Annotated in this window: 21 protein-coding genes, 1 tRNA gene and 1 pseudogene; 13 read left to right on the top strand and 10 right to left on the bottom strand. The window is 52.6% G+C overall.

Annotated elements, in window-relative coordinates; all coding sequences use genetic code 11:
- Positions 1-29 precede the first annotated feature (29 nt).
- A complete protein-coding gene (locus tag PHI12_05955; protein MDD5510330.1) occupies positions 30-851 on the top strand; it encodes a hypothetical protein in 822 nt (273 codons plus the stop codon).
- Positions 852-881: 30 nt separating this feature from the next.
- Positions 882-2,438, top strand: coding sequence for a recombinase family protein (locus tag PHI12_05950; GenBank protein MDD5510329.1), 1,557 nt, complete (start codon positions 882-884; stop codon positions 2,436-2,438).
- Here PHI12_05950 and PHI12_05945 read toward each other — a convergent pair.
- Positions 2,417-2,493, bottom strand: a tRNA-Val gene (locus tag PHI12_05945). The two genes, PHI12_05950 and PHI12_05945, sit on opposite strands and share 22 nt — an antisense overlap.
- A 35-nt stretch (positions 2,494-2,528) precedes the next feature.
- The gene (locus PHI12_05940; GenBank protein ID MDD5510328.1) at positions 2,529-3,899 is read right to left on the bottom strand and encodes a hypothetical protein; all 1,371 of its coding nucleotides are present in this window, start codon (positions 3,897-3,899) and stop codon (positions 2,529-2,531) included.
- 326 nt (positions 3,900-4,225) lie between these two features.
- Here PHI12_05940 and PHI12_05935 point away from each other — a divergent pair, with 326 nt between their 5' ends.
- Genes PHI12_05935 through PHI12_05925 form a run of 3 tightly spaced genes read left to right on the top strand, consistent with a single transcriptional unit; the run spans position 4,226 to position 7,078 of the window.
- Complete coding sequence (locus tag PHI12_05935) at positions 4,226-5,155, top strand: NEW3 domain-containing protein (GenBank protein ID MDD5510327.1); 930 nt, start codon at positions 4,226-4,228, stop codon at positions 5,153-5,155.
- 5 nt (positions 5,156-5,160) lie between these two features.
- Complete coding sequence (locus PHI12_05930) at positions 5,161-6,099, top strand: ABC transporter ATP-binding protein (GenBank protein MDD5510326.1); 939 nt, start codon at positions 5,161-5,163, stop codon at positions 6,097-6,099.
- Between the two features lies 1 nt (position 6,100).
- Positions 6,101-7,078, top strand: a complete 978-nt coding sequence (locus tag PHI12_05925) for an ABC transporter permease subunit (protein MDD5510325.1) — start codon at positions 6,101-6,103, stop codon at positions 7,076-7,078.
- A gap of 140 nt (positions 7,079-7,218) precedes the next feature.
- Here the strand turns inward: PHI12_05925 and ftsZ are convergent, their stop codons facing one another.
- The 4 genes and pseudogenes from ftsZ to mraZ all read right to left on the bottom strand — a co-directional run bounded on the left by ftsZ (position 7,219) and on the right by mraZ (position 11,190).
- The gene (ftsZ, locus tag PHI12_05920; GenBank protein ID MDD5510324.1) at positions 7,219-8,361 is read right to left on the bottom strand and encodes a cell division protein FtsZ; all 1,143 of its coding nucleotides are present in this window, start codon (positions 8,359-8,361) and stop codon (positions 7,219-7,221) included.
- 42 nt (positions 8,362-8,403) lie between these two features.
- Positions 8,404-9,612 (bottom strand): cell division protein FtsA, encoded by a 1,209-nt coding sequence (gene ftsA, locus PHI12_05915; protein ID MDD5510323.1) that lies wholly within the window; start codon positions 9,610-9,612, stop codon positions 8,404-8,406.
- A 220-nt stretch (positions 9,613-9,832) separates the two neighbouring features.
- Positions 9,833-10,753, bottom strand: a pseudogene (rsmH, locus tag PHI12_05910) (16S rRNA (cytosine(1402)-N(4))-methyltransferase RsmH).
- Between the two features lie 8 nt (positions 10,754-10,761).
- Positions 10,762-11,190: a division/cell wall cluster transcriptional repressor MraZ gene (mraZ, locus tag PHI12_05905; GenBank protein MDD5510322.1), complete on the bottom strand. Its 429-nt coding sequence runs from the start codon at positions 11,188-11,190 to the stop codon at positions 10,762-10,764.
- Between the two features lie 153 nt (positions 11,191-11,343).
- On the opposite strand from mraZ, the gene PHI12_05900 reads away from it, so the two are divergent.
- The 8 genes from PHI12_05900 (at position 11,344) to PHI12_05865 (ending at position 19,718) form a co-directional block, all read left to right on the top strand.
- Entirely contained in the window at positions 11,344-11,847 is a 504-nt protein-coding gene (locus tag PHI12_05900) for a MogA/MoaB family molybdenum cofactor biosynthesis protein (GenBank protein MDD5510321.1), read from the top strand.
- A gap of 4 nt (positions 11,848-11,851) precedes the next feature.
- A complete protein-coding gene (gene trmD, locus PHI12_05895; protein MDD5510320.1) occupies positions 11,852-12,601 on the top strand; it encodes a tRNA (guanosine(37)-N1)-methyltransferase TrmD in 750 nt (249 codons plus the stop codon).
- 62 nt (positions 12,602-12,663) lie between these two features.
- The gene (gene rplS / locus PHI12_05890) at positions 12,664-13,032 is read left to right on the top strand and encodes a 50S ribosomal protein L19 (protein MDD5510319.1); all 369 of its coding nucleotides are present in this window, start codon (positions 12,664-12,666) and stop codon (positions 13,030-13,032) included.
- Positions 13,033-13,059: 27 nt separating this feature from the next.
- On the top strand, positions 13,060-15,510 hold the full coding sequence (gene priA, locus PHI12_05885) for a primosomal protein N' (protein MDD5510318.1): 2,451 nt from the start codon (positions 13,060-13,062) through the stop codon (positions 15,508-15,510).
- Positions 15,511-15,626: 116 nt separating this feature from the next.
- Entirely contained in the window at positions 15,627-17,198 is a 1,572-nt protein-coding gene (locus PHI12_05880) for an HD domain-containing protein (GenBank protein ID MDD5510317.1), read from the top strand.
- Positions 17,199-17,200: 2 nt separating this feature from the next.
- Complete coding sequence (gene secD / locus PHI12_05875) at positions 17,201-18,553, top strand: protein translocase subunit SecD (protein ID MDD5510316.1); 1,353 nt, start codon at positions 17,201-17,203, stop codon at positions 18,551-18,553.
- Positions 18,546-19,472: a protein translocase subunit SecF gene (gene secF / locus PHI12_05870; GenBank protein ID MDD5510315.1), complete on the top strand. Its 927-nt coding sequence runs from the start codon at positions 18,546-18,548 to the stop codon at positions 19,470-19,472. Before secD ends, secF begins: the two co-directional genes overlap by 8 nt.
- A gap of 105 nt (positions 19,473-19,577) precedes the next feature.
- Positions 19,578-19,718, top strand: a complete 141-nt coding sequence (locus tag PHI12_05865; GenBank protein MDD5510314.1) for a DUF5679 domain-containing protein — start codon at positions 19,578-19,580, stop codon at positions 19,716-19,718.
- Between the two features lie 80 nt (positions 19,719-19,798).
- Here the strand turns inward: PHI12_05865 and PHI12_05860 are convergent, their stop codons facing one another.
- From PHI12_05860 to PHI12_05845, 4 genes are all read right to left on the bottom strand, one after another.
- The gene (locus PHI12_05860) at positions 19,799-20,845 is read right to left on the bottom strand and encodes a histone deacetylase (GenBank protein MDD5510313.1); all 1,047 of its coding nucleotides are present in this window, start codon (positions 20,843-20,845) and stop codon (positions 19,799-19,801) included.
- A 72-nt stretch (positions 20,846-20,917) separates the two neighbouring features.
- Entirely contained in the window at positions 20,918-21,529 is a 612-nt protein-coding gene (locus tag PHI12_05855) for a LysE family transporter (GenBank protein MDD5510312.1), read from the bottom strand.
- A 479-nt stretch (positions 21,530-22,008) separates the two neighbouring features.
- Positions 22,009-22,707 carry a hypothetical protein gene (locus tag PHI12_05850; GenBank protein MDD5510311.1) on the bottom strand — a complete coding sequence of 233 codons (699 nt, stop codon included), beginning with the start codon at positions 22,705-22,707 and terminating at the stop codon, positions 22,009-22,011.
- A 48-nt stretch (positions 22,708-22,755) separates the two neighbouring features.
- Positions 22,756-23,841, bottom strand: a complete 1,086-nt coding sequence (locus PHI12_05845; protein ID MDD5510310.1) for an NDP-sugar synthase — start codon at positions 23,839-23,841, stop codon at positions 22,756-22,758.
- Positions 23,842-24,142 lie beyond the last annotated feature (301 nt).

Here is a 24,142-nt window from a genome sequence, read left to right as displayed (position 1 = left end):
CCAGTTTATGCTTCAAAGGAGGACATACCATGGTAAAGAAAACCAAGAAACCCGAAGTGGAGGCGGGAAAAAGACTGGAATGGGTCAGGCGTAATGAGGGTGGGCAGTCGCCGCCCCAGATCGCCAAAAAGGACGGCTATGATGTTCGTACTGTCAGAAAGCATATCGAGCTGGCAAAGATGGAGCGGGAGGCTAAAGAAGCCCGCGCCGTGGTGTTACGTAATACCCTGGAACGACATTACAGGGGCATAGTCAACTTTGCCCAGAAACTCAATAAGACTGTTGACAAAGGAATAGTCGTATCGAATGACTTACGTGAGGATCCCTACTGGACAGCGTTGAAACAGCACCAGCCACGGATATCCCTCTGGAACCTGCTGGCAAGATGGGATAGTATACATAATAGTCTTAAAGGCTCAAGGAAGGCACTGGAATCCAAATTACAGATAGGATTAAGAGCTGACTCCAGACTGAAAGATGCGCCTGCCACACAACTCGACGGGGCCGTCGCTGGCATAACGGCAGCCCTTCTTTTTAATATGGAACGCCGTGGGCGAGGCGAAACCGGTTTAGTCCTTTACGATGACTTTTCTGCTATACAAGGCGAAGACGGTATGTGCGAGGTAAAGTACGGTTCCTTCCACATGGGTAAGCAGAGCGGGGAGGTAGCCGGGGACCTAAAGAAAGTAGTTACTGAATATGAGGATGCTTTCACTTCCTGGGATGACTATCACAAGTTATCGGATCTCCTTGGTCAGATGCGGGAGATCAAGAAGAAGATAAGAAGTGAGCTAACCACCATAATCATGAGAGGTGTGGTGCCCGGGCACTGTAAGTACTGCCCTCTTTAGAACAATGGATCAAAATCTGGAGGTGATAGAATGAAAGCTTGTCTGTATGCCAGGGTTAGTTCGGAACGACAGGATGTCGATCTTTCTATCTCGGCTCAGCTTAAGGCGCTCCGTGAATACGCTGCCAGAAATTCCCATTACATCGTTAAGGAATATGTTGATGAGGCCGAAAGCGGCAGAACAAGCCAGCGGCCTTCCTTCCGGGAAATGATTGCCTCCGCTCGGCGCTCTGATCGGCCCTTCGATCTGATCCTGGTCTGGAAGTATTCCCGGTTTGCCCGCAATCGCGAGGACTCCATCCTCTTCAAGGCCATGCTGCGTAAGGCAGGTGTGCAGGTTATTTCAATAAACGAGCCTTTTGAGGACACGCCGACAGGCAGGCTGCTGGAAGCCATGATTGAGAGTCTTGATGAATTCTACTCGGCTAATCTGGGTGAGGAGGTAACCAGAGGGATGCGGGAGAGTGCCTCAAGGGGATTTTACGTATCCAGCTACGCTCCTTACGGCTATCGGAAGATTAAGGTAAGAGACGGAGCGAAAGAGCGCTCCACCCTGGAGATTGAGCCCGGTCAGGCTAAGGTCGTAAAACGGATCTTTCACGAAATCATTGACGGAAAGGGGATGGTGGAGATTGCCAAGGGGCTCAACAGAGACGGTATCGCAGCTCCCCGCAGTAAAGGCTGGGGTAAGACCACACTACATAAGATACTCTCCAATGAGGCATATCTCGGTAACTTGGTCTGGGGTCAGCAGAGCAACCGAAGCCTACCCCCAATAATAGTGGAAAAGGCTTGGCCAAGTATTGTTGATCAAGGCACGTTCCAGCAGGCCAACGCTCTCCTTCAGGATAGGGCGTTTGCCAGGGTACATCCCAAGCGGGTTACCAGCAGCTACCTGCTCAGTGGCCTGGCTAAATGCGGTCACTGTGGTAAGGCTCTAGTGGGACAGGATGCTAAGGGAGGACAATTCCACTACTATGTCTGCGGTACCATAAACAAAAAGGGATCTGGGGCATGTCAGGCAAACTATCTTAACAGAGATAAGTTCGAACAACTGGTAATCACCAGGATCAAGGAACATATCTTGACCTACGAAAACCTGAGGGAACTTGCCCGGCTTGTCAACGAGGAGATGGATTCTGCGGCTGGTGAATACCGTAGTCGGCTTATGTCTGTAATATATGAATACGATACCGTAAGCCGGCGTCTTGACAAACTCTACGATACTCTTGAGACTAGTACTACGCTAAGCCTCCAGGATCTCTCTCCTCGTATTCAGGCATTGCGACAGCGCCAGGAGCAACTGCAGTCAACCCGGTGGGAACTGGAAATACTCCTAGCCGATAGACGAGTAGAGCTTGCTGACTCTGAGACTGTCAGGGCTTACGTTGAGGATCTGCAAAACCTGCTTGGAGAAAGCTCCATCACTGAGAGGAAATCTTTTGTTCGGAGCTTCGTGAAAGAAGTAAGGGTCACTGGTGATCAGGTAACTATAGACTATACCATGCCACTTTCAAGAGGCATGACATCAGAGAACGTAGCTGCGGTTCCCCCTATTGTACACGATGGTGGGCGATACTGGACTTGAACCAGTGACCTCTGCGATGTCAACGCAGCGCTCTGACCAGCTGAGCTAACCGCCCACTAAAAGAAATTCTACTAGATGGCATATCGGCCGTCAAGCCGCTATACTCCGATTATCGAAATAACTGACGAGAAAAAGCAACGCGACGCTGATTGCCAGGCTGCCCAGATCCATATACTTTATGTCAAGTATTCCACTGACAAGCGCCGCCGACCCGCCGCCTATAATCGCCGCCAGCGCTCCCCGGGGAGTTACTTTCAATTTTTCCCGGTAGAAGCCGGCGATTACCGGCACAATCAGCCCGGCGGTATACACCGTATAGGCAAAAAGGAGAGCACTTATCACCCCTCTTAGAACCAGGGCCAGCAGTAAGGCGACCACCCCCAGTATTACAATCATCCAGCGAGAGTAGAAAAGGGTCTTTTCCCGGGTGAGCGGTCGGAAATGACCGATTATATCCACAGACAGTATGGTACTGGCACTGAAGAGGATGGTATCAGCCGAAGACATCACCGCACCGAGCAGGGCGGCCAGCACGATTCCGCCGGCAAATGGCGGTAATACCCCGGTTACTACCGCAGGAAAAGCCTGTTCCGGGGAAGCAATCTGGGGAAACAGAGCCGAAGCCCCCATGCCAATTACCGTAATTGCGAAAGCGACCGGGACGATAATCAAAGCAGTCCAGAATACCGATACCCTGGCTGTACCGGTATCCCGGGCACAGAACAGCCTGGAATAGATATCAGGCCCGACAAGATAGGTTAATCCCACCAGCAGAAGGAATGAGGCGAGGTCACCACCACCGAACTGGGAGCTGACGGGGAAGGCGAAGCGCTCCGGGGGCAGGGAGCTGACCAACCCGGTCCAACCCCCCAGCCGCGACAGTACCAGCGCCAGGCAGGTGAATATCCCGGCCAGCACTATCCCTATCTGTACGACATCGGTCCGGATGATAGCCTGCTGACCGCCCAGAACAGCATAAACGACAAAGGCAACCGTAAAGATTACCATCCACAGGGCAGGAGCAGCCACTCCCAGGATACCCAGTATCTTACCTGAAGCTATAATCTGAGCGGCGAGAACACCTACCCAAGCAATGACAATAAGAAACGAGGCAGCCAGGCCAACCCGGCTGTCATACTGCTTCTCAACCATCTCGGGAAGAGTATACAGCCCGAACCCCCTCACCTTCCCGGCGAAGAAAATCCCGGAGACCACCAGCCCGATGCTGCCTACCAGCAACCACCAGGCCCCGGTTAGACCCCGGGCAAAACCCAACCCGGCCATGCCGATAGTTGCCGAGCCGCCCACAATGGTGGCCAGCAGAGAGCCGGTAATGAGCAGAGGAGACCCCCTTCTACCGGCAACCAGGAAATCATCCACTTCTTTCGCCCTATCCCGGCTCAATACTCCGATAACAATCACAACCACGAAATAGGCGGCAATAATCGCCAGCTGAAGCATACTTTTCTCCCCGTTCGTACTAATACTGCCGATGGGTAGATACTACAAAGAACATGGACCATATCCACGGTGGTCACCGGTCATGAAACTCCCGTTCAAAGTATAATAGCTACAAGACCCAATTGGCTAGTAGGTACCAATAACTTTGGGGAACCATCCCATAGCCCCACACAGGCAGATTTGATTTATTTCCTTGGACAGGCTATAATCTAACAAATTTCACGGCAATTCGATATAGACGCAATTGCCAGAAAGAATGCCCATTCTTCCCGGGAGATATCAGTAGGTCCACGGGAAAGCTAATAACTCTGTTGAGGGGATAAGCCATGATTAGATTTAGGAGAGTTCGCTATCTTCTTTGCCTAGCTTCACTCTGTACAGTGCTCGGTGGCTTATTGGGAAGCCATGTCGCCCTCGCCGCCCAGGAAAACGCCAGTAACTCCTACACGCTACCGCCAAACGAGGAGCAACCTGCCGAGGAGCAGACCACCCCCCAGGAACGCATAGAACTCTCCGCCCAATACCCCGTCCTGGAAAACACGGCCGGCACCAGCTATAATTTTGAGATTACCGTTGATTACCGGATTAAGGAACGCAGGACTTTCGACCTTAATCTCACCATGCCGCCGGGATGGAACGGTACACCAAAGTCAACCACCCCGGAGAGCGCGATATCGGCCTTCGACCCGGAACCACTGAACATGACTGAACAGCTCATCGTTCAAGTCTGGCCGATAGATACTCTACCCGAACCGGGTGAGTACGACTTCACCTTTGAGGTAGCTTCGGACGACCTAAAGGACAGCATTGACCTTAAGGCAATAGTAGTCGAATCACCCCTCAGGTACGCGCTGAGTATGTCCATCCCCACCCAACAGACCGGGATCCAGGCGAGCGCCGGTGAAGACAACCATATGTCAATCCTGATAACCAACTCGGCGACCGGAGAACTGGATAATATTACCCTATCATCAGAAAAACCGGAGGGATGGGAGGTTACCTTTACTCCGAGCAGCCTGGATAATCTGGAATCGGGTCTTGCCCAGGAGATAGATGTTGCGATAAAACCCCCCAAGGGTACGGAAGCCGGCGACTATCCCGTTATTTTGAAAGCCGCCAGTGAGAAGGCTGACGGTAATCTGGAAATCAGGGTAGCCGTACCGGCATCCACTGCCTGGGGAGGCATCGGCATCGGCATCGCGGCCGGAGTTATCGCCGGCTTGATAATCTGGTTCAGAAGATTAGGCAAACGGTGAGCAAATTGGCCAACAAGCTGATGGTAGAGACAAAGAACCTGACCAAGGTCTACGACGACACTACCGCGGTCGATAATCTGAACCTTCATATAGAGGAGGGAGATCTTTTTGGTTTCCTCGGTCCTAACGGTGCCGGCAAGACGACAACGATATTGATGTTGCTCGGGCTTACCGAACCCACCTCCGGTTCAGTGCATGTCGCCGGCTATGACTCTACACGGGAGCCATTGAAAGTCAAGAGTATCGCCGGCTATGTCCCGGAAAAGGTCGGCTTTTACGAAAGCCTGACCGCATCCTATAATCTCGCCTACATAGCCAGGTTGAATAATCTCCCCGAAGAAGTTGTCAAAAAAAGGGTCGCCGAGACACTGGACATCGTCGGCCTCGCCGACAAGGCCGAGCAGCCGGTAGGAGAGTTCTCCAAAGGAATGAAGCAGCGGCTTGCCTTTGCCGACATATTGATAAAAAATCCCCGGGTTGCCATTCTGGATGAGCCCACCTCAGGCATTGATCCCGAGGGCATTAACCAGCTACTCGACCTGATCGCCAAGATAGCCAAAGAGAGAAAGATGTCCGTTATCATGTCATCCCATCAACTGCATCAGGTGCAGAGAATCTGCAACCAGATCGGGATAATGGTGCGAGGACGACTGCTGGTCAAGGGCTCACCCAACCAGCTGGGTAAGGATAGCCTCGGCGGCAGCCAGTTCAAGATTGAGCTTCAACTTACTGAAATAACTCAAGGCATCATCGATGCTATCAAGCGGGTCAAAGGCGTTCTCAGCGTGGACAGGATGGAGGACAGGCTGCTGGCAGGCTGCTCGAAGGACCTGAGACCACAGATAGCCAAGGCGATTGTCGAGGCGAACGGCCTGCTGGTAGAGATGAAAATACAGAGCTATGCTCTAGAGGACATTTACCTGAAATACTTTAAAGAGGCCTAGTATGCGAGGACTACTGACGGTATTTAATAAAGAACTGGCTGACTATTTCATCAGCTGGAGAGGCATCATACTTTTCGGTGTGGTGTTGCTGACAGCGGTATTCGCTATTTACGGACCGGCGGGGGCACTGCAAAATATCCGCGCCGATTTGACCTCCACCAGTCAATTCGGCGCTACCCAGTTCGTCTTTCTCAAGCTTTTTACCACCTCCGGACAGAGTTCTCTATCCTTCCTCTACTTCGTCTCGGCATTCCTGGTACCGGTAATAGGCATAGCCTTCGGTTTTGACGCCATCAACAGTGAAAAGAACAGCGGCACCCTGAGCCGGCTCCTCTCGCAGCCCATCTACAGGGACACCGTCTTTAACGGCAAATTCTTCGCCGGCATAACCACCATCGCCATAATGCTGACGAGCATTATACTGCTTATATCCGGGCTGGGACTAAGCATGATCGGAGTACCCCCAAGCTCGGAAGAAGTCTTCCGGTTGTTTCTATTCATCGTAATGGGTACACTGTACGGAGCGTTCTGGCTGGGGCTGGCCATGCTATTTTCCACCTTCCTGCAGCGGGTGGCCACCTCAGCGCTGGCCACGATTGCCGTCTGGATATTCTTTCTCATCTTCATGGCCATGATATCCACCTTCATTGCCAACACAATGGCACCGATCGGCGATACGTCAACAACACAGGAGATATTCCGGAACATCGAAATTCAAATCACAGCTTCGCGTGCCTCACCTATTTTTCTATTCCAAGAAGCGACTACCGTAATCCTTGCTCCGGGAGAGAGGACGGCATCCGAACTACTGCAACTACTGCAACAGTCATCCGGGGGCGGCCTTATCTCCAGTACCCTGCCGCTGGGGCAGAGTATACTTACCATATGGCCCCACATAGTAACCTTCATCGCCATACCCACGATGCTCTTCGCCATCTCGTACTACAAGTTTATGCGCGAAGAGATAAGATCCACTTAATACCGGTTGTCAATCAAGGGGCGACGCCCTCCCTAGGCAAAGACCCGGGAAATCAAGAAGGCTGCGGGCATAACGCCCACAGCCTTACACTGATCTCGAGGCTTTCCTCAAGAAACTCCACGTTTATTCAGTTACTGACTTTACCGGGAGGCTTCCCTGAGCGGAGTATAGGAAGGGCCGCTGGCAATCTTCTGGGATGGAGTTACCGCCTGACGCCGATGACTGAACAGGGGACGGCGCAGGAATGAGGGTACGTCCATCTCTTCCTCGCTCTTTAAACCCTTGAGCAGCTGCGTAATCTCATCATCCTCCTGACCTTTAGTCATCCCTGTCTTGGAAGCAAACCCGGTAGCAATCAGGGTAATCCTGACCTCGTCATTCATACTAGGATCATGAGCCACACCGAAAATAATGTTAGCCTCAGGGTCTACCGCCTCTTTAATTGCCGCCGCCGCCTCATTAACCTCAAACAGGGTGAGACTATTGCCGCCGACAACATTAAACAGGACTCCCTTTGATCCGGTAACAGAAACATCCAGCAGCGGACTGCACAGAGCCTCTCTGGCTGCTTCTACCGCCCGGTTCTTGCCGGAAGCAACACCGATGGACATCCAGGCAGGACCGGCGTTCTTCATTATCGCCTTGACATCGGCAAAGTCGAGGTTAATCATCCCTGGGACAGTGATGACCTCGGATATCGCCTGAACACCATGCCTTAAGACATCATCAGCCAGTTTGAAGGCATTATCCACCCCCGTCTTCTGGTCACAGAGACTGAGCAAGCGATCATTGGGAATAATAATCAGGGTATCGACCTTGTCCAGTAGATTGGTGATGCCTTCATCAGCCACTTGGCAGCGACGATTGCCCTCAAAAGCAAACGGTTTGGTAACCACAGCAATGGTAAGAGCACCGCTTTGCTTGGCTATCTCAGCGACGACAGGAGCCGCACCAGTACCGGTACCACCCCCCATTCCGCAGGTGATAAAAACCATATCCGCACCGGAGACAATCTCCTTGATTTCATCGCGGTTCTCCTCAGCCGCCTTTGTTCCGAAGTTGTGGTCGCCACCAACGCCTAACCCTTTGGTAGCTTTCTCGCCAAGCTGAACGCGCAGCGGAGCCTCGGCAATAGCCAGGGCTTGAGCATCGGTATTCATAACAACGAACTCTACGCCCCGGATTTCCTCCTGTACCATACGGGTTATAGCATTACAGCCGCCACCGCCCAAGCCAATAACCTTAATCTTAGCCGGGTTAGCCACAAAACTTGTCTTTGCCATCTCCTCCTCCTTTCAATACCATTAATTTTCTTTGTCGTCTATTTAACGGAACAGGCTTCTTATTCGGGAGACAAACCGCCGGAAGGGACCCTGTGCTTTCCATATCTGCCTGCCTTCGTGCTTCGCTCCCCAGAGCAACAAGCCAACGCTGGTAGCATGAGCCGGATCACGCAGGACATCGGTAATACCGGTCATACCCATAGGTACGCCAACCCTTACCGGGAGTCGTAGTATATCGCGCCCCAGCACTTCGATGCCGGAAAGATTGGAACTGCCACCGGTAAGGACCAGTCCGGCAGGAACCAGCGACTCATAATCCGAGCGCGGCATCTCGAGCAGGATAAGCCGCATGATTTCTTCAACCCGGGCTCTGACGATATCGCAGAGGTCCTGATAAGAAACCCCGTGTCCATCAGCCGATATGGCACTGGTAGTCTCGGACTGAGCTTCATATACCGGCATAACACTACCATAGCGCTTCTTCATTTCCTCAGCCACATCAAACGGCAACCCCAGGCCAATAGCAACATCTCTGGTAAGCTGATAACCCGCCACCGGCAGGATAGCAGTATGCCAAATACTACCATCCTTGAAGACAGCGATATCAGTGGTTCCGCCGCCGATATCAGCCAGTATGACGCCCACCTGTTTTTCATCCTCGGTCAGGATAGCTTCGCTACTGGCTAATGGCTCAAGAATCAGGTCATCGATTTCTATACCAATACCACGAATACACTTCACCAGATTCTGAACGGAGGTTACGGCAGCAGTAATAATATGGGTTTCCACATCCAGCCGGAAGCCATGCATACCCACCGGGTTTTTAATACCTACCTGTCCGTCAACGGCGTAACCCCGGGGAATAACGTGGAGCAGCCTTCTCTCACTGGGTACCTTAATATTCTGAGACTGCGCAAGCACCCTTTTCAGATCATCCCGGCGCACCAGGCGATCGTTACGGGTAATCGCCACCACTCCCCGATTATTCACCGAAGTAACATGACGTCCCGTTACTCCGATATAGGCTGATTCAACCTTGTAACCGCTGGACTGTTCCGCTTTTCTCACCGACTCACGAATCGACTCTCTGGCCTCATTGATGTTAACTACCAATCCCTTATGCAACCCCTTAGATGGAGTAATACCCACTCCGACAACCCGGATACCACCCCCTGGGTCAACTTCAGAGATAATGGTGCATACCTTAGTAGTACCAACATCGATCGAGGTTAATGTAGCCTGCTTTTTCATCTGTCACCCCCCTTTTTCGCTTTTTTATTGCTGCTATTTATTATCATTTTCACATTTTCCGTCCCCCTTAGCGTGGCGGTAGAGTATCATATGCGACCTAAGATGCCAGATATGTCATTCTTAGCTTTGCCAGTAACGCCGGCCTCCTCCATCCGTTAGCATTATCCCCGACCAGCCAGCATAACCTTTCCGCGACCTCACGGTATTCACCACCAACCGTAATACACTCAGCAGATCTCAACCTGGCGCTGCGGCTACGCGGATTAAGCTGAACTTCCTGAAGAGAAGGAGTAATGATCTTCTTATTCAATACCCTCAGGCGGGCAGTATGTCCGCAAACACAGGCAGGTATACCAGGCGGGCAAACACAGCCTCTTGCCTCCCTCTGCATAAACTGTTTAACAATACGGTCTTCAAGAGAGTGATAGCTGATGACCACCAACCGGCCGCCATAGCCAAGAAGGTCAACCGCCTGTCTTAGTGCCGACTCAAGATTCTCGAGCTCATGGTTAACCGCTATACGTAGTGCCTGAAAGGTCTTGGTAGCCGGGTGAATTCTGCCCTTTCGGCCGCCGACAGCCTGCTCTATCATCCGGGCAAGCTCTAAGGTAGTCTTTACAGGACGCTCCTTAACAATATGACGGGCTATGCGATGACTGTAACCTTCCTCGCCATAGGTCCTGATGATACGGGCAATTTCAGCCTCGGAGTACCGGTTAACGATGTCATCGACGGTAACCTCTTGATCGGGACTGAAGCGCATATCCAGAGGCGCTTCATGCTGGAAACTGAAACCACGGTCCGCACCATCAAGCTGAAGTGAAGAAACCCCGAGGTCAAACAGGATGCCGTGCACCGGCTGGAAATCATACTCAAGACAGATAGCCTGTAATTTTACGAAGTTAGCATTAACCAAGAGGATTGAATCACGATGTGCCGCGAGTTTGCCGCCAGCCACCTTGATCGCTGCGGGGTCAGCATCGATACCCAAAAGCTGTCCACCGGGTGCACTGCGTTCCAGGATAGCAGCGGCGTGCCCCCCACCTCCCAGAGTACAATCCACATAACGCCCCCCGGGCTGAACCGCCAGTGCACTGACGACCTCATCAAGCAGGACCGGAGTATGGGTAGTTGCCGACATATTCAAATTCAACAGCGTTTCTCCAGACTTTCTATAATCTGCCAGGCCTGCTCCTGACTGATAGCCTTCTCTTCTTCCCACCGCTCTTTATTCCACAACTCAAAATAGTTGTTGGCCCCGGTGATAACTGCCTCATCGTTAATAGCAGCGTGTTCCCGCAGCGGGTGGGGTAAAGCTATCCTGCCCTGCCCGTCAATATTAGTGCTGAAGGCAGTGGCGAAAATAGCGCGATTCAGCTTCCTTAATTTACTGGGGGTGATTGAACCGGTAGTAAGAGTGTCGGCCAGTTTTTTCCATTCCGATGCAGGGTAGGCAACGACGCATTTCTCTAAGCCCGGTGTCAGTACCAGTCCCTCTCTCAGCTCTCTACGGAACTTGGGCGGGATAGGTATCCTACCCTTCTCATCGATCCGATACTCAAACTCTCCGAAAAACATTTCTCCCCTAATCCACCATTCTCTACCACAATTTACCATTATATAACACAGGAATTTATTCTTGTCAATACCCCGTTTGTTAAATTTCACAAAAAGGTTGATTTTTGTTATCCGACCTGGATATGGTAAAATGAAATGCTCCGGAATAGTGTTATGCTCAATACAGGAATTATTACCGTTAGTGATAAAGGCTGGCGTGGCCAGCGTCAGGATAAGAGCAGCCAGGTAATCAAGGACAGTCTGTCGTCACAGGGCTATAAATTCGCCAAGTATGAGATTGTCCCCGATGAGACGGAGTTGATTGCCGCAAAACTTATCGAGTGGGCGGATGAAGGCAGCGTAGACGTTATCCTGACTACCGGTGGCACCGGACTGGCCCAGCGTGATGTCACCCCGGAAGCAACCCTCTCCGTAGTGGACAAGGTTGTACCCGGCATCACCGAAGCAATGAGAGCCGAAACATTTAAGGTAACACCATCGGCTATATTAAGCAGAGCTGCGGCCGGCGTTAGAGGAAGATGCCTTATTATCAACCTACCCGGCAGCCCCAAAGCAGTCAGGGAATGCCTCGGGGTAATAATACCAGTTATTCCTCACGCCATAGAGATTATCAAGGGTGAGGTAACTGAGCACAAAGCTCCAGACAGCGAGGCTTAAGCAAGTGCGAATTGATATCTTAACCCTGTTTCCCCGGATGTTCCAGGGACCCTTTAGCGAGAGTATCTTCCAGCGGGCGGTTGACAGAGAACTGGTCACGGTAAATATCCACAACATCCGGGACTATACTCACGACAAACACCGCACCGTTGATGATTATGCCTATGGGGGAGGAACCGGCATGGTAATTAAGGCCGAACCCGTTTTTGAAGCAGTAGAGTCAATCAAATCAGAGGTATACCCTGATTCAGACGGCAGGGAGGAGCTACCGGTTATCCTGCTTACGCCGCAGGGACGCCTTTTCCGCCAGAAAATCGCGGAAGAGCTATCGGGGCACAGTCATCTGATTCTCATCTGCGGGCACTATGAGGGAATTGATGAACGGATACGGGAACACCTGGTCACCGATGAGATCAGCATCGGTGATTACGTGCTCAGCGGCGGCGAACTGGCAGCAATGGTATTGACAGACACCGTAGTCAGGCTGTTACCAGGAGTACTCGGTTCGGAAGACTCGGCCCGGGACGACTCACACTCTACCGGACTGCTGGAATACCCGCAATATACCCGACCCGAAATATACCGGGTCTGGCCGGTACCTCAGGTCCTGATATCGGGAAACCACGGCCAGATAGCCCGTTGGCGACGTCAACAGGCTATTCTACGCACTCTGGAACGCCGGCCGGACCTGCTGGATAAAGCCGACCTGAGGGCAGATGAGAGAGCCCTTGTAGAAAAGATGAAGGAATCCTAGTCACCGAAGAAGAAGATATAATTAAGGAAGGAAAAACTAAAAATCACGAGAGGTCTTAAGAAATGAACATTACTGAACTAATCGATGTGAAAGCAAATCCCAATATTCCAACTCTCACCCCGGGCGATACGGTAAAGGTCAGCACGAAAGTCATCGAAGGGGATAAGGAACGCATCCAGTTATTCCAGGGCGTAGTAATTAAGATTCGGCGGAGCACCGATGGCGGAAGCTTCACGGTAAGGCGTGTCAGCCATGGCATCGGCGTCGAGCGTACCTTCCTGTTTCAGTCGCCTCTTGTTGATAAGGTAGCAGTGGTACAACACGGAAAGGTACGCCGGGCCAAGCTTTATTACCTGCGGGGACGCAGCGGCAAAGCGGCCCGTATCAAGGAGAAGCGAGCAGATAAAGAGCAGAATCAGGCAGGGAGCTAACCCGGAGCCAAATCACCGGAGCAAGGGATGGGATATGCCGAGGTTAGTGTCAACTCTCCAGCGGCTCAGCGCAGGACGTTCAGTTACACTATCCCTACCGACCTGAATATCAAGGTCGGCCAGGCGGTATGGGTTCCTTTCGGCAGCAATCTGCTTCAGGGCATCGTCCTTGAGCTAACCGATTATCCTGCCGTCACAGAGACCAGGGAAATAGCCGGTATTATTGAGGATACCCCGCTGCTGTCTCCACCCCAGATATCTCTGGCCCGCTGGATAAGCGGGTATTACCTATCGCCCCTCTTCGAGGCAATTTCCCTAATGCTGCCACCGGGATTTAAGCGCAAAGCAATTACCTACATCTCCACAACGCCGACCGCCGAGAAAGACTACGCCGTTTTGGAGCTAAGCGAAGAACAGAAACACCTGTTAAATCTAGTTCGGAGTAAGGGTAGGGTTGACTCCGGGGAGATAGAAAAAGCTCTGGGCGCACGGAAAGCCAAACTGCTAACCTCTCAACTGGTTAACCACGGACTACTAACCAGGAGCCATCAACTGGAAAGGACCAAGGTAAGACCACGAAAGGTCCGCCACCTGCACCTGTTAATTACCCCCGATGAAGCCATCAGGGAAGCAAGCAGACTGCGACAGGAAACAAGGGCAGAACAGCAGGCACAGCTCCTTGAATTTCTCTCCGGAATATCACGGCCGATACCCCTTGCTGAAGTAAAAAAGAGGGGTAACTCCTCGACCTCAGCGATCCGGGCCTTAATTGACAAGGGTCTTGCCGGATTCCAGGAGGTTGAAGTAAGACGGGAGACCTTACAATACCACGACACTACCCCTTCACAGCCGCTACCCCTCACCAGCCACCAGGAATCAGCCCTGGCAGCCATCAGAGCGAGCCTGCTCAAGACGGCAGAGAGTTGTCCACACAGGAATGTTTTTCTGCTCCACGGGGTTACCGGAAGCGGCAAGACCGAGGTCTACATGCAAGCCATTGCCGAGGCAGTGAAACAGGGCAAGCGTGGTATCGTCCTGGTTCCCGAGATTGCACTTACCCCTCAAACCATAGAACTCTTCGTCTCCCGTTTCCCCTACCGTGTGGCCGTCCTACACAGCAGGCTTTCTCTGGGCGAACAGTTTGATGAATGGCACCAGACAAGAAAAGGCCGGGCCGATGTTGTTATCGGCTCGCGAAGCGCCATCTTCGCTCCCCAACCCGACCTGGGGCTTATTATCATTGATGAGGAGCATGAGTGGACCTACAAACAGCACGATACAACACCCCGCTACCGGGTCCGTGATGTGGCGATAAAGCTGGCCGAACTGACCGGAGCCGTAGTTGTCCTGGGCAGTGCCACTCCGGATGTCGAGACCTTCTACCAGACCCAAAAAGGGAATTACCGGCTGCTCCGGATGCCCGAGCGGGTTGTCCCCAAGCAAGGCTCCCCGCTGCCCGATGTAGAAGTGGTGGACTTAAGAAGTGAGCTTAAGTCAGGGAACCGGAGTATTTTCAGCCGCTCACTGTCCCGTGATGTATCCAGAGCAGTCGCCGGGCAGGAGCAGGTAATCCTGTTTCTTAACCGGAGGGGAGGGGCCACCTTCGTCCAATGCCGTAACTGTGGCCTGGTGCTCTGCTGCCGGCGATGTGCGGTTACCCTAACCTATCACTTCAGCGAAGATGCCCTAGTCTGCCACCAGTGCAACTACAGGGAATCCGTCCCCCATATTTGTCCCCGTTGTTCAAGCCACCTGATAAAATTCCTGGGCGCCGGCACCGAGAAACTGGAGCAGGAAGCCAGTCTCAGCTTTCCTCAAGCCAGATTGCTACGCTGGGACCGCGATACCACCAGGGAAAAATCTTCCCACCATAAGATACTGGACTGCTTCCGCAGCCACGGCGCCGATATTCTCATTGGCACCCAGATGATTGCCAAGGGGTTACACCTCCCCCTGGTCACACTGGTCGGGATAGTTAACGCAGATCTCAGTCTGAACCTGCCCGACTTCCGCGCCGGGGAAAGGACCTTTCAGCTGCTGTCTCAGGTGATGGGAAGAGCCGGAAGGGGCGCTTCAGGCGGGAAGGTTATCATTCAGACCTACTGCCCCGAACACTACGCTATTCAGGCAGCAGCCAAGCACGATTATGAACTCTTCTACGATCAGGAGATCGATTACCGGCGCCAGCTCAATAACCCTCCCTTCACCCGGCTGGCCCGTCTCACCTACAGCCACACCAACGACAAACTCTGCCAGCGAGAGGCAGAAAGAATAAGGCAGCGGCTGGCCGATGAAATAGAGACAAAAGGGATAGATAATATCGACCTGATCGGACCGGCCCCGGCATTTCTCCATAGACTACGGGGACGATTCCGCTGGCAGCTTATAATTCGCGGTGCCGAACCGTCCCGCTTCCTTGCCGAAGTAACGCTACCGAAGGGCTGGACAATCGATATTGACCCGGCAGGGCTTGCCTGAGGCCGATAGAATATTACTGCTTCGCCTTGCTAAAGGGGCAGATTGTATAGTATAGTTTATCCTTAGATACCTAAAAGAAACAGGAAAGGCTGGGGGCTGACCTACTTATATCAGGAATGAAGTTGTTAGCGGAGATTAAAAGTACTGATAGCGAGAAGAACACTGCTAAGAAAGCTCCCGGAGGCTTTTTCGACAGATTGATTGATTCCAGATTCTTACCGTTACTCACCCGGTTAAGCCATCTCCTTACCGAGCGACAGGTACCATCCTACATCGTTGGCGGCTTCATCCGCGACATGCTGCTCAAGAGAGATACGGCCGATATCGACATCGCCGTATCTGCCGATGCCCTGGAGATTGCCCGCGGGGTAGCTACTGCTCTAGACGGTAAATATATCCCGCTGGATGCGGTAAACAGAATAGGCCGGGTAGTACTGACCGGTAAAGAAGTCCCCTATGCCAGCGGACAATGCGAGCTTGATTTCTCCACTTTTGCGGGCAGTATTGAAGAAGATCTGCGGCAGCGTGATTTCACCATAGACGCCATGGCGATTGAACTCAGCCGGCTGGAGAAGAGCCGCGCCGGTTTCACCATCATCGATCCGTTTCAAGGTCAACGCGACCTTGAGCAGGGCATTATCAGGGTAGTGACCCGGTCTGCATTCGAATCGGACGCCGCCCGTCTGCTAAGGGCGATACGCCTGGCTTACGAACTCGGCTTCACGATTGACGGCGAAACCGAGACACTGATGAAACGCCACTGCCATCTTATCGCCGGCATAGCCGGTGAGCGGGTCAGAGAAGAGATGCTCCTGCTCCTGACTGTCACTCAGACCGGAGCAGTACTGACATATCTCGACAGGATAGGATTACTTACCGCCATAATCCCGGAGCTAGCTCAGGAAAAGGGTGTGGGACAACCCCCGGAACACTTCTGGGATGTCTTTGACCACTCCCTCAAGACGGTGGCGGCGGTTGATTTTATACTCCGGCAGGGAAGCTGGGAGTACGCCGACAGAGAAGCTTTGAACATGGTACCCTGGTCGGTGGAGATGGAAGAACACTTTAACACCGGAGTAAGCAGCGGCAGCACAAGGAGACTGATACTCAAGATGGCGGCGCTTCTCCACGACATCGCCAAACCACAGACCAAAGCTATTGACAGCAGCGGCCGAATGCGTTTTCTGGGACACGCCAGAGAAGGAGCGACGGCCAGCAATAGTATTCTGGAAAGGCTGAGGTTCAGCAATAAAGAGATTAAGCTGGTAGAGACTATGGTGGAACACCACCTGAGACCAACCCAGATTAGCCAGAGCGGGATCCTTCCCACACAAAGGGCCATCTACCGCTACTTCCGGGATACCGGTGATGCCGGAGTCGACACACTATTCCTGAGTCTGGCCGACCACCTGGCTACCAGGGGCCCTAACCTCAACCCGGATGGATGGCGGGAGCATACCCGGATAGTGGACTATGTACTGAACGAACACTCCGAGCAGGAGACGCTGGTCTCCACGCCCGGCCTGATCAACGGTAACGACCTGATCGATATCTTTGGCTTGAGCCCCGGACCCGGAATAGGCAACCTGCTGGAACTGATACGCGAAGCCCATGCCTCAGGCGAGTTAAAGACCAGAGAGGAAGCGTTATCCTATATTCGGAAGCACCTGGAGAATAAAGCGGAGTAGGGATGAACAGGAAAAATAGGGTCCCCCTCATCATAATCGGTATTCTCTTCGCCCTGGCCATGCTTGTCGTGATACCCGTTGACAAGGGGGTGCTTGGCCAGAAAGGGCTACGACTGGGGCTTGACCTGCAGGGCGGTATACACCTGGTATATGAGGCGGATCTGTCCCAGGTAGAGCCGGGTGAGGAATCCGGCATTATCGATGGCGTAATCGACGTTCTCACTAACCGAATCAATCCGTTGGGAGTAACCGAGCCGGTTATTCAAAAATTAGGGGAAAACCGCATAGCAGTACAGTTACCCGGGCTTAACATGACCGATAAAGAAAAGGAGAGGCTTTCGCGTACAGCCATACTAGAGTTCGGGGAACTTGCCGCCGATGAAGAAGAGGCCAAATGGGAAAATGAGCTGGGTAGATGGAAACCGGCGGCAGCAGATATTGACGGCACAGAGGTAGTGCTAAGCAGTGCCTTCTTTAGGGAAAACACCTATGTAGCCCAGGATGAATTAGGAAGAATACAACTTGTCTTTCAATGGAATAAAGAAGGCAGCGAGCTTTCCCAAATAATCACTACACGTCTGCTCAATAAGCGCCTGGGTATATTCGAAGGCGATGATACGCTCCGTTCGGGAGAAGACGGCGGACCGATCGCACCTGTTGTCAGCAACGTAATCACCGATAGCGGAGTAATCACAGGTTTAAGCATCGACGAGGCCATGACATTATCCAAACAACTCAATGCCGGCCGTATTCCGGTGCCGCTGATCCCCGTCTATGAACAGAAGGTATCCCCCATCCTGGGCGCCGACTTTGTCGATATGAGCCTTAAGGCAGGGATAATCGGCCTGATACTGGTTATGGTATTTATGATGATCTACTACCGCCTGCCGGGAGCTCTCGCCAGCGCCGCTTTGCTATTCTATGCGGCGTCGGTGCTGGCGATATTCAAGTTGATACCGGTTACCCTCACTCTGGCCGGCATCGGCGGCTTCATACTGTCCATAGGTATGGCAGTAGATGCCAATGTTCTTATCTTCGAACGGATGAAAGAAGAACTGCGGCTGGGTCGACCGCTGGCGTCTGCTATTGAGACCGGCTTCAGCCGGGCCTGGCCGGCAATTCGGGACAGCAACATAACCACCTTCATTGTCTGCGGCATCCTCTACTGGCTGGGCAGCAGCATTATCGCCAGCGCTCCGGTGATGGGCTTCGCCACAACCCTGGCCATCGGGGTAGCGGTAAGCATGTTCAGTGCGGTTGTGGTTACCCGCACCTTCCTGCGTACATTCGCCGGTACCCGCCTGGCGCAGAAGAGTTCACTATTCAGAGTTTATTCAGGGAAAGAACATGACTGATATTGTAGGAAAAAGGTTCTGGTTCTTCGTCGCCGCAGGGATAATCATTCTCTTCAGCATCATCTCTCTGGCCAATTTCGGGCTCAAACCCGGTATCGAGCTCAGCAGCGGCTCTATGCTGACAGTCAGCTTCGAACAGACAGTAGTCAAGAGCGAATTGCAGGAAGAGATGGCCAGCGCCGGCTATCCCGGCGCTCTGATTCAACAGACCGGGGAGGGCGGTTTCCTTATCCGTACCGAAGAACTCTCCGGCGAAGAAAAAACAGATCTGGAGGATGCCCTGCAGAATAGATTCGGAGCAACCACCGAATCGGAGTTCTACTCGGTATCACCGATGGTAGCCTCTGAAACGGCCCGCAATGCCGGCATTGCCATCGCGGTAGCCGCAGTCGGGATCCTGCTCTACATCACCTGGGCATTCCGTAGAATGCCCAAACCCTTCCGCTATGGTGCCTGCGCCCTAATAGGTCTGGGACACGATATTCTGGTAGCGCTGGGGGTCTTTGCCGTCCTCGGCGGCATGTTCGGCTGGGAGATTAACCTGATGTTCATTACCGGTATTCTGGCCGTCGTCGGCTACAGTGTCAACAATACCGTGGTCGTCTTCGATAGAATACGGGAGAATTTAAGCCGGAGAGTCAGCACGGACTTCAAGACGGTAGTGAACAACAGCATTGCTGAAACCATAAGCCGCTCCCTGAACACCAGCCTGACCACGCTGTTTGTCATCCTGGCCATGCTTCTTTTTGTCGGGGCATCAATCCAAAACTTTGCCGTGGTAATGCTAATCGGTGTCATCGCAGGAACCTTCAGCTCGGTCTGCATTGCCCCCAACCTGCTGGTAGTCTGGGAAGAAGGAAAGTGGAGCAGCCTTTTCAAACGGAACCCGCAACCGGCTGCTGAAGCCAGGAAGAGCTGACGCAGCACAGATTTCCCCTCTCGTAGCAGCAGCAAATCCAACTATCAGGTGATTGACTTCTACAACCGTGTGGATTAACCTGTTTAGTAAAAAGGGGGTGACCAGATGCAGGCTTACTGTGTAAAGTGCCGAACCAAGCGTGAGATGAAGGACGCCAGGGCGATAACCATGAAGAATGGAAGACCGGCGACGCAGGGAATATGCCCCAACTGCGGTACCAAGATGTTCCGAATAGGAAAACGCTAAGGCCAAAGAGAAGTAGGAAAACTTTCAAAGAACCCCTTCAATCCAGCCTTAAAAACCCCAGGCTATCCTCTCACAGACTTTTACGGCAGGTTATGTAGCTGTTTTATCTGTGCAATGAGAGAGGTAATATCCGGCGGCTTGAATCCGCGCATCTTAAAGCCGGGTGGCGGCTGCCCCAGCGGGTCTTTAACATCGGGGTTACCCAGGAGCACATCAAAGGTAGCCCTGACCGAAGCCGCCAGAGAATCAAGAGGATAGCCCCCTTCCAGGGCAAAGACGATCCGGCCGTCACACAACTCATCAGCCAGCCCTTTGATGACACCTGTCATACGGGCAAAGCCGGTGACACTCACCCCCATCATAGCCAGTCTCTCCGACCAGTGCGGGTCATAGCCCGCCGAGACCAGAACAAGCTGGGGGCCAAAACGCCTGACCGCCGGAACGACTACCTGCTCAAAAGCATGCAGGTACTCGTGGTCACCGCTGCCGGCCGGCAGGGGTATATTGATTGTGGTCCCCTTGCCATCCCCACTGCCGGTCTCTTCCATAGTACCTGTTCCCGGATAGAGAGGAGACTCGTGAGCCGAGATATAGAGCACCCGCGGTTCTTCATAGAAGATGTCCTGGGTACCGTTACCGTGGTGTACATCGAAATCGATAATGGCGATACGTTCTAAGCTATATCTGCTCTGAGCATACCGGGTCGCAATAGCCACATTGTTAAAGAGACAGAAGCCCATCGCCTGATTGGATGTGGCATGGTGTCCCGGAGGCCTAACCAGAGCAAATACGCTGCCTCCCTTATCCAGGACCACCTCGGTAGCCCTGATCAGACCTCCGGCGGCATAGAGAGCCGCCCGGTGGGATTCCGCCGACATCACAGTATCGGGGTCCAGCCAACCCCCACCCTGCTTTGCCATAATCTGAATGCGGGCAATAAGCTCAGGTGAATGTACCAGGGCCACCTCGTCGGCAGTAGCCGCCCGCGGTCTGATATAGTCAAGCTGTTCCTTAAGTCCGCTTTCTTCCAGGCAGGTCATAATTGCTACCAGCCGCTGGGCATTTTCAACATGCTGGCCGGTATCATGCTCCAGATAGACAGGATCATAAACATAACCGACACTCATGGCTACCACCTTTCATCGAATAATCCATTTCCGGATATCTGACACGGCATCCTATATATAATAATGCAACGTCTAAGCCACCAACCTCAAACCCGATGAGAGAAACCAGCCGCCGAAGCCGATAAGCAACAGGCTGCAGGCAGTAAGCAGGCCCGCCTGCACCTTACCCCCCCAGAGCGATTTGGTCCGGTAGACAAGAACGGAAACAAAAGCGAGCCAACCGAAATCACACAGCAGATGCACGATAATCAGCAGGGCAAACCCGATAAACCCAAAAGTCAGGGACTTCATGATGAGCATACTGCCCACGGCTGCCCACCACAGGAAAAAAAGGGGATTTAGCAGGCTGGTAGCCACTCCGGCTATCACCGAACGGTGATGAACCTCTCTGTCTCTTTCTACCACACTGCCCCTCTTACGGAACATATTGATACCCATCCAGACCAGAATGGCTCCACCCACCAGGTACAGGGTAATCTGGACCGGCTCTCTTTCGAAGAAACGCCCGAAACCGAAGTATATCAGCAGCATCAGTGGGACTTCGACAATGGCATGACCCAGTGCTATCTTCAAGCCGACAAACTGGGACCGATAACTCCTGGCCACAGTGACGGCAAACGCAGGGCCGGGCATCATAACCCCGGATATTGAGACCAGAGCGACACTGGACAGAAACGGAAACACAAAAATACCTTATTTAAGAAAGGGGATAATTTTATAGCATCAAGAATAACAGATTTTCGTCTCCTATTATAACACCGATTAATCTTAAACTCACCTCCAGACCGGCCGGCAGCACCCCCTTGACAATCAACGGATAATTTGATTATATGAAAGTAGAGGCCAAGCAGAGCCTGACGGATTTTACCTAAGGAGGTGTGCTATGAGGCTTCATGGGATATACGGAGTTTGGCAGGTTGACAAATAGTGCCCCGCAAAGGCGGGGCGGGCGGAACTCAGACTCGACTTGAGCTAGTGAAATGGGTTAGCCTCAAAGAGAGGCCCCGCTGCGGCGAAGGTAACCGCAAGTGAGTTGGGTTTGAGGATTGACCTGGTGGTGAAAGTTAGGAGATACGGAAACTACAAAGTGGAGGGTGCTGGAAAAGGTGCCCTCCACTTTTTTTGTGGAATACGGCAAAGTCCTGAATATAAAACAACCCCGGCTAAGCGTCTTTATCCCGCATTTGCTCCTTACCCTGCTCTTGCGTTTGCTCTTTCTCTTTATCCTGATCCGGCTCAGCTTTCCGCTCCAGGCGGATTTCGCGGTCTCTAAGCCAGCGCCCAATCTCATCAAGCGCCGGGGGAGATACATAGAACACCTGGATATCCCTAGGAAATTGAATCTGGTGTCCCTCCCTCATAAACAACATTCCGATTTCATCCGCCTTAAGCGTCTCGTCAATATGACCGGCGATATATTCATTCCTCTTCTTGCTCACCTCGGTGTAAGACTGGTAAACCCGGTTGAATACCCCCTGGTTCTGCAGCCCGATGGCCAGACACCGGCTCCAGTCCATCATCTCCGTTAAAAGCCCGTCCTCTTCAGCGGCTTCCATCTGCGCCCCTTTGTCCAGTCTATTCTTCACCACCTGATAGCTCTTATCGCTGAAGTCCTTTACCATCTTGACTCCATCGTCACCACCCGCCGGGACCAACTCATGATATATTCTGTTTATTTTACCCAGCTTTAACTCGAGGGTGCCCAACTGGTCCTCGACCTGGTTCCAGTATCGGTTAAATTTATCGAGATAGTCATCGGGGGAATCCTTGACGCAGTAAATGAGGGGAACAAAGTACAGCTTTCTCCCCTCTTTGAACTCCTCGACTAATGGCTTCTCAACCTGCCCAAGCTCTTGAGACATCTGAACCTCCTCAAAACAGATATGAAATCAACCGGGCCTCCGGACTGCTCAATCAACCGTCAGATCTCTTTTGCCGAGCAGCCCGTTCTCGCCTTTGGTTACGACACAGTCAGCGACCTGCTCACCATCCGCTATTGCGCATCCGGCACCGATGATGCACCGCCTCAGCCCGGCACCAGCGCCGATGTTGACGCCATCCCAAAGGACAGCCTGCTCGACTAAGGCACCCTCACCGAGGCAGCACCCAGCGCCGATGACAACAGGCCCGATAACAGATGCCCTCCGGTCTATCCGGACCCCGCTGCCGATTACCACCGCCCCGGATAGACCGGCCGAAGGGGAAATAACCACATTCTTCTCACAGGAAATGCCCTCTCCACCAAGACCAGGGATAAGATAACTGCTTACCTTATTCAACAAAAGGTCAAAGTTCAAGCGTAAATACTTCTCCGGTGTTCCCATATCAAGCCAGTAGCCGCTATCGGGGTAGCCGTATACCGGCTCACCGAGCTCAAGGAGAAGAGGAAAGAGTCCCCTCTCAAACATATAGCGGCGGTTAGGTGGAATATGCTCCAAGACCTCCGGTTCGACAATATAGGTGCCGGCATTTATCCAGTGGCTGGTGATACGCTCCGGACTCGGTTTCTCAGTGAAGCACTTGACCCTGCCGTCACTATCGGTCTCAACCACCCCGAAGGCGGAGGGGTCATCCACCCAGGACAGGGCGATAGTCACCTTCGCTCCCCTGCGGCGGTGGAAAGCAAACATACCGGTGATGTCAAGATCGGTGAAAATATCTCCATTTAAGACGGCAAAGGTACTGTCCAGATACCGCTCGGCATTCTTTACCGCCCCGGCAGTACCCAGCGGGTTATCCTCCACCGCATAGTTCAGCGATATCCCCAGCCGGCTGCCGTCACCAAGACAGTCCCGAATGGCTTCAGGGAGGTAGCTCAACGCCAGGGTAATATCACTAACTCCGTATCCCTTAAGATAGCTGATGGTATGCTCCAGGAAGGGGTGATTCAGTACCGGCAGCATCGGCTTGGGCAGATAGAAGGTAAGGGGCTGGAGCCTTGTCCCCTGACCGCCGACCAGAATCACCGCCTTAGACACTATATCTGTCTTCGACATTACCCGGCCCTCCTCTATCTCTTAATAACGCAAGGCCCACAGGTACAAGCAAATGCTCTATAATATGATACACTCTAAAGGTCTTTCCCGTCACCCCCCGCATTTTGGATATTGACAATTAATTGGGAAAGGGTTATAATCCCTATTTGGTTTCCACGAGAATTAGCACCGAGCTTATATAGACATATAATATCTTAGAGCGTAATGGACTAGTTATCGGGAGGTAACTCGTTACGCTCTATTTTTGTGTGATTAACGGGAGGTTTCACAACTGTAAAATGACAACTGACACGCTACTGAA

It is taken from the genome of Dehalococcoidales bacterium (genome assembly GCA_028716225.1).
GTDB lineage: Bacteria > Chloroflexota > Dehalococcoidia > Dehalococcoidales > UBA5760 > UBA5760.
The sequence above is the reverse complement of the archived record's forward strand: the minus strand, read 5'-3'. Positions and strand labels throughout refer to the sequence as shown.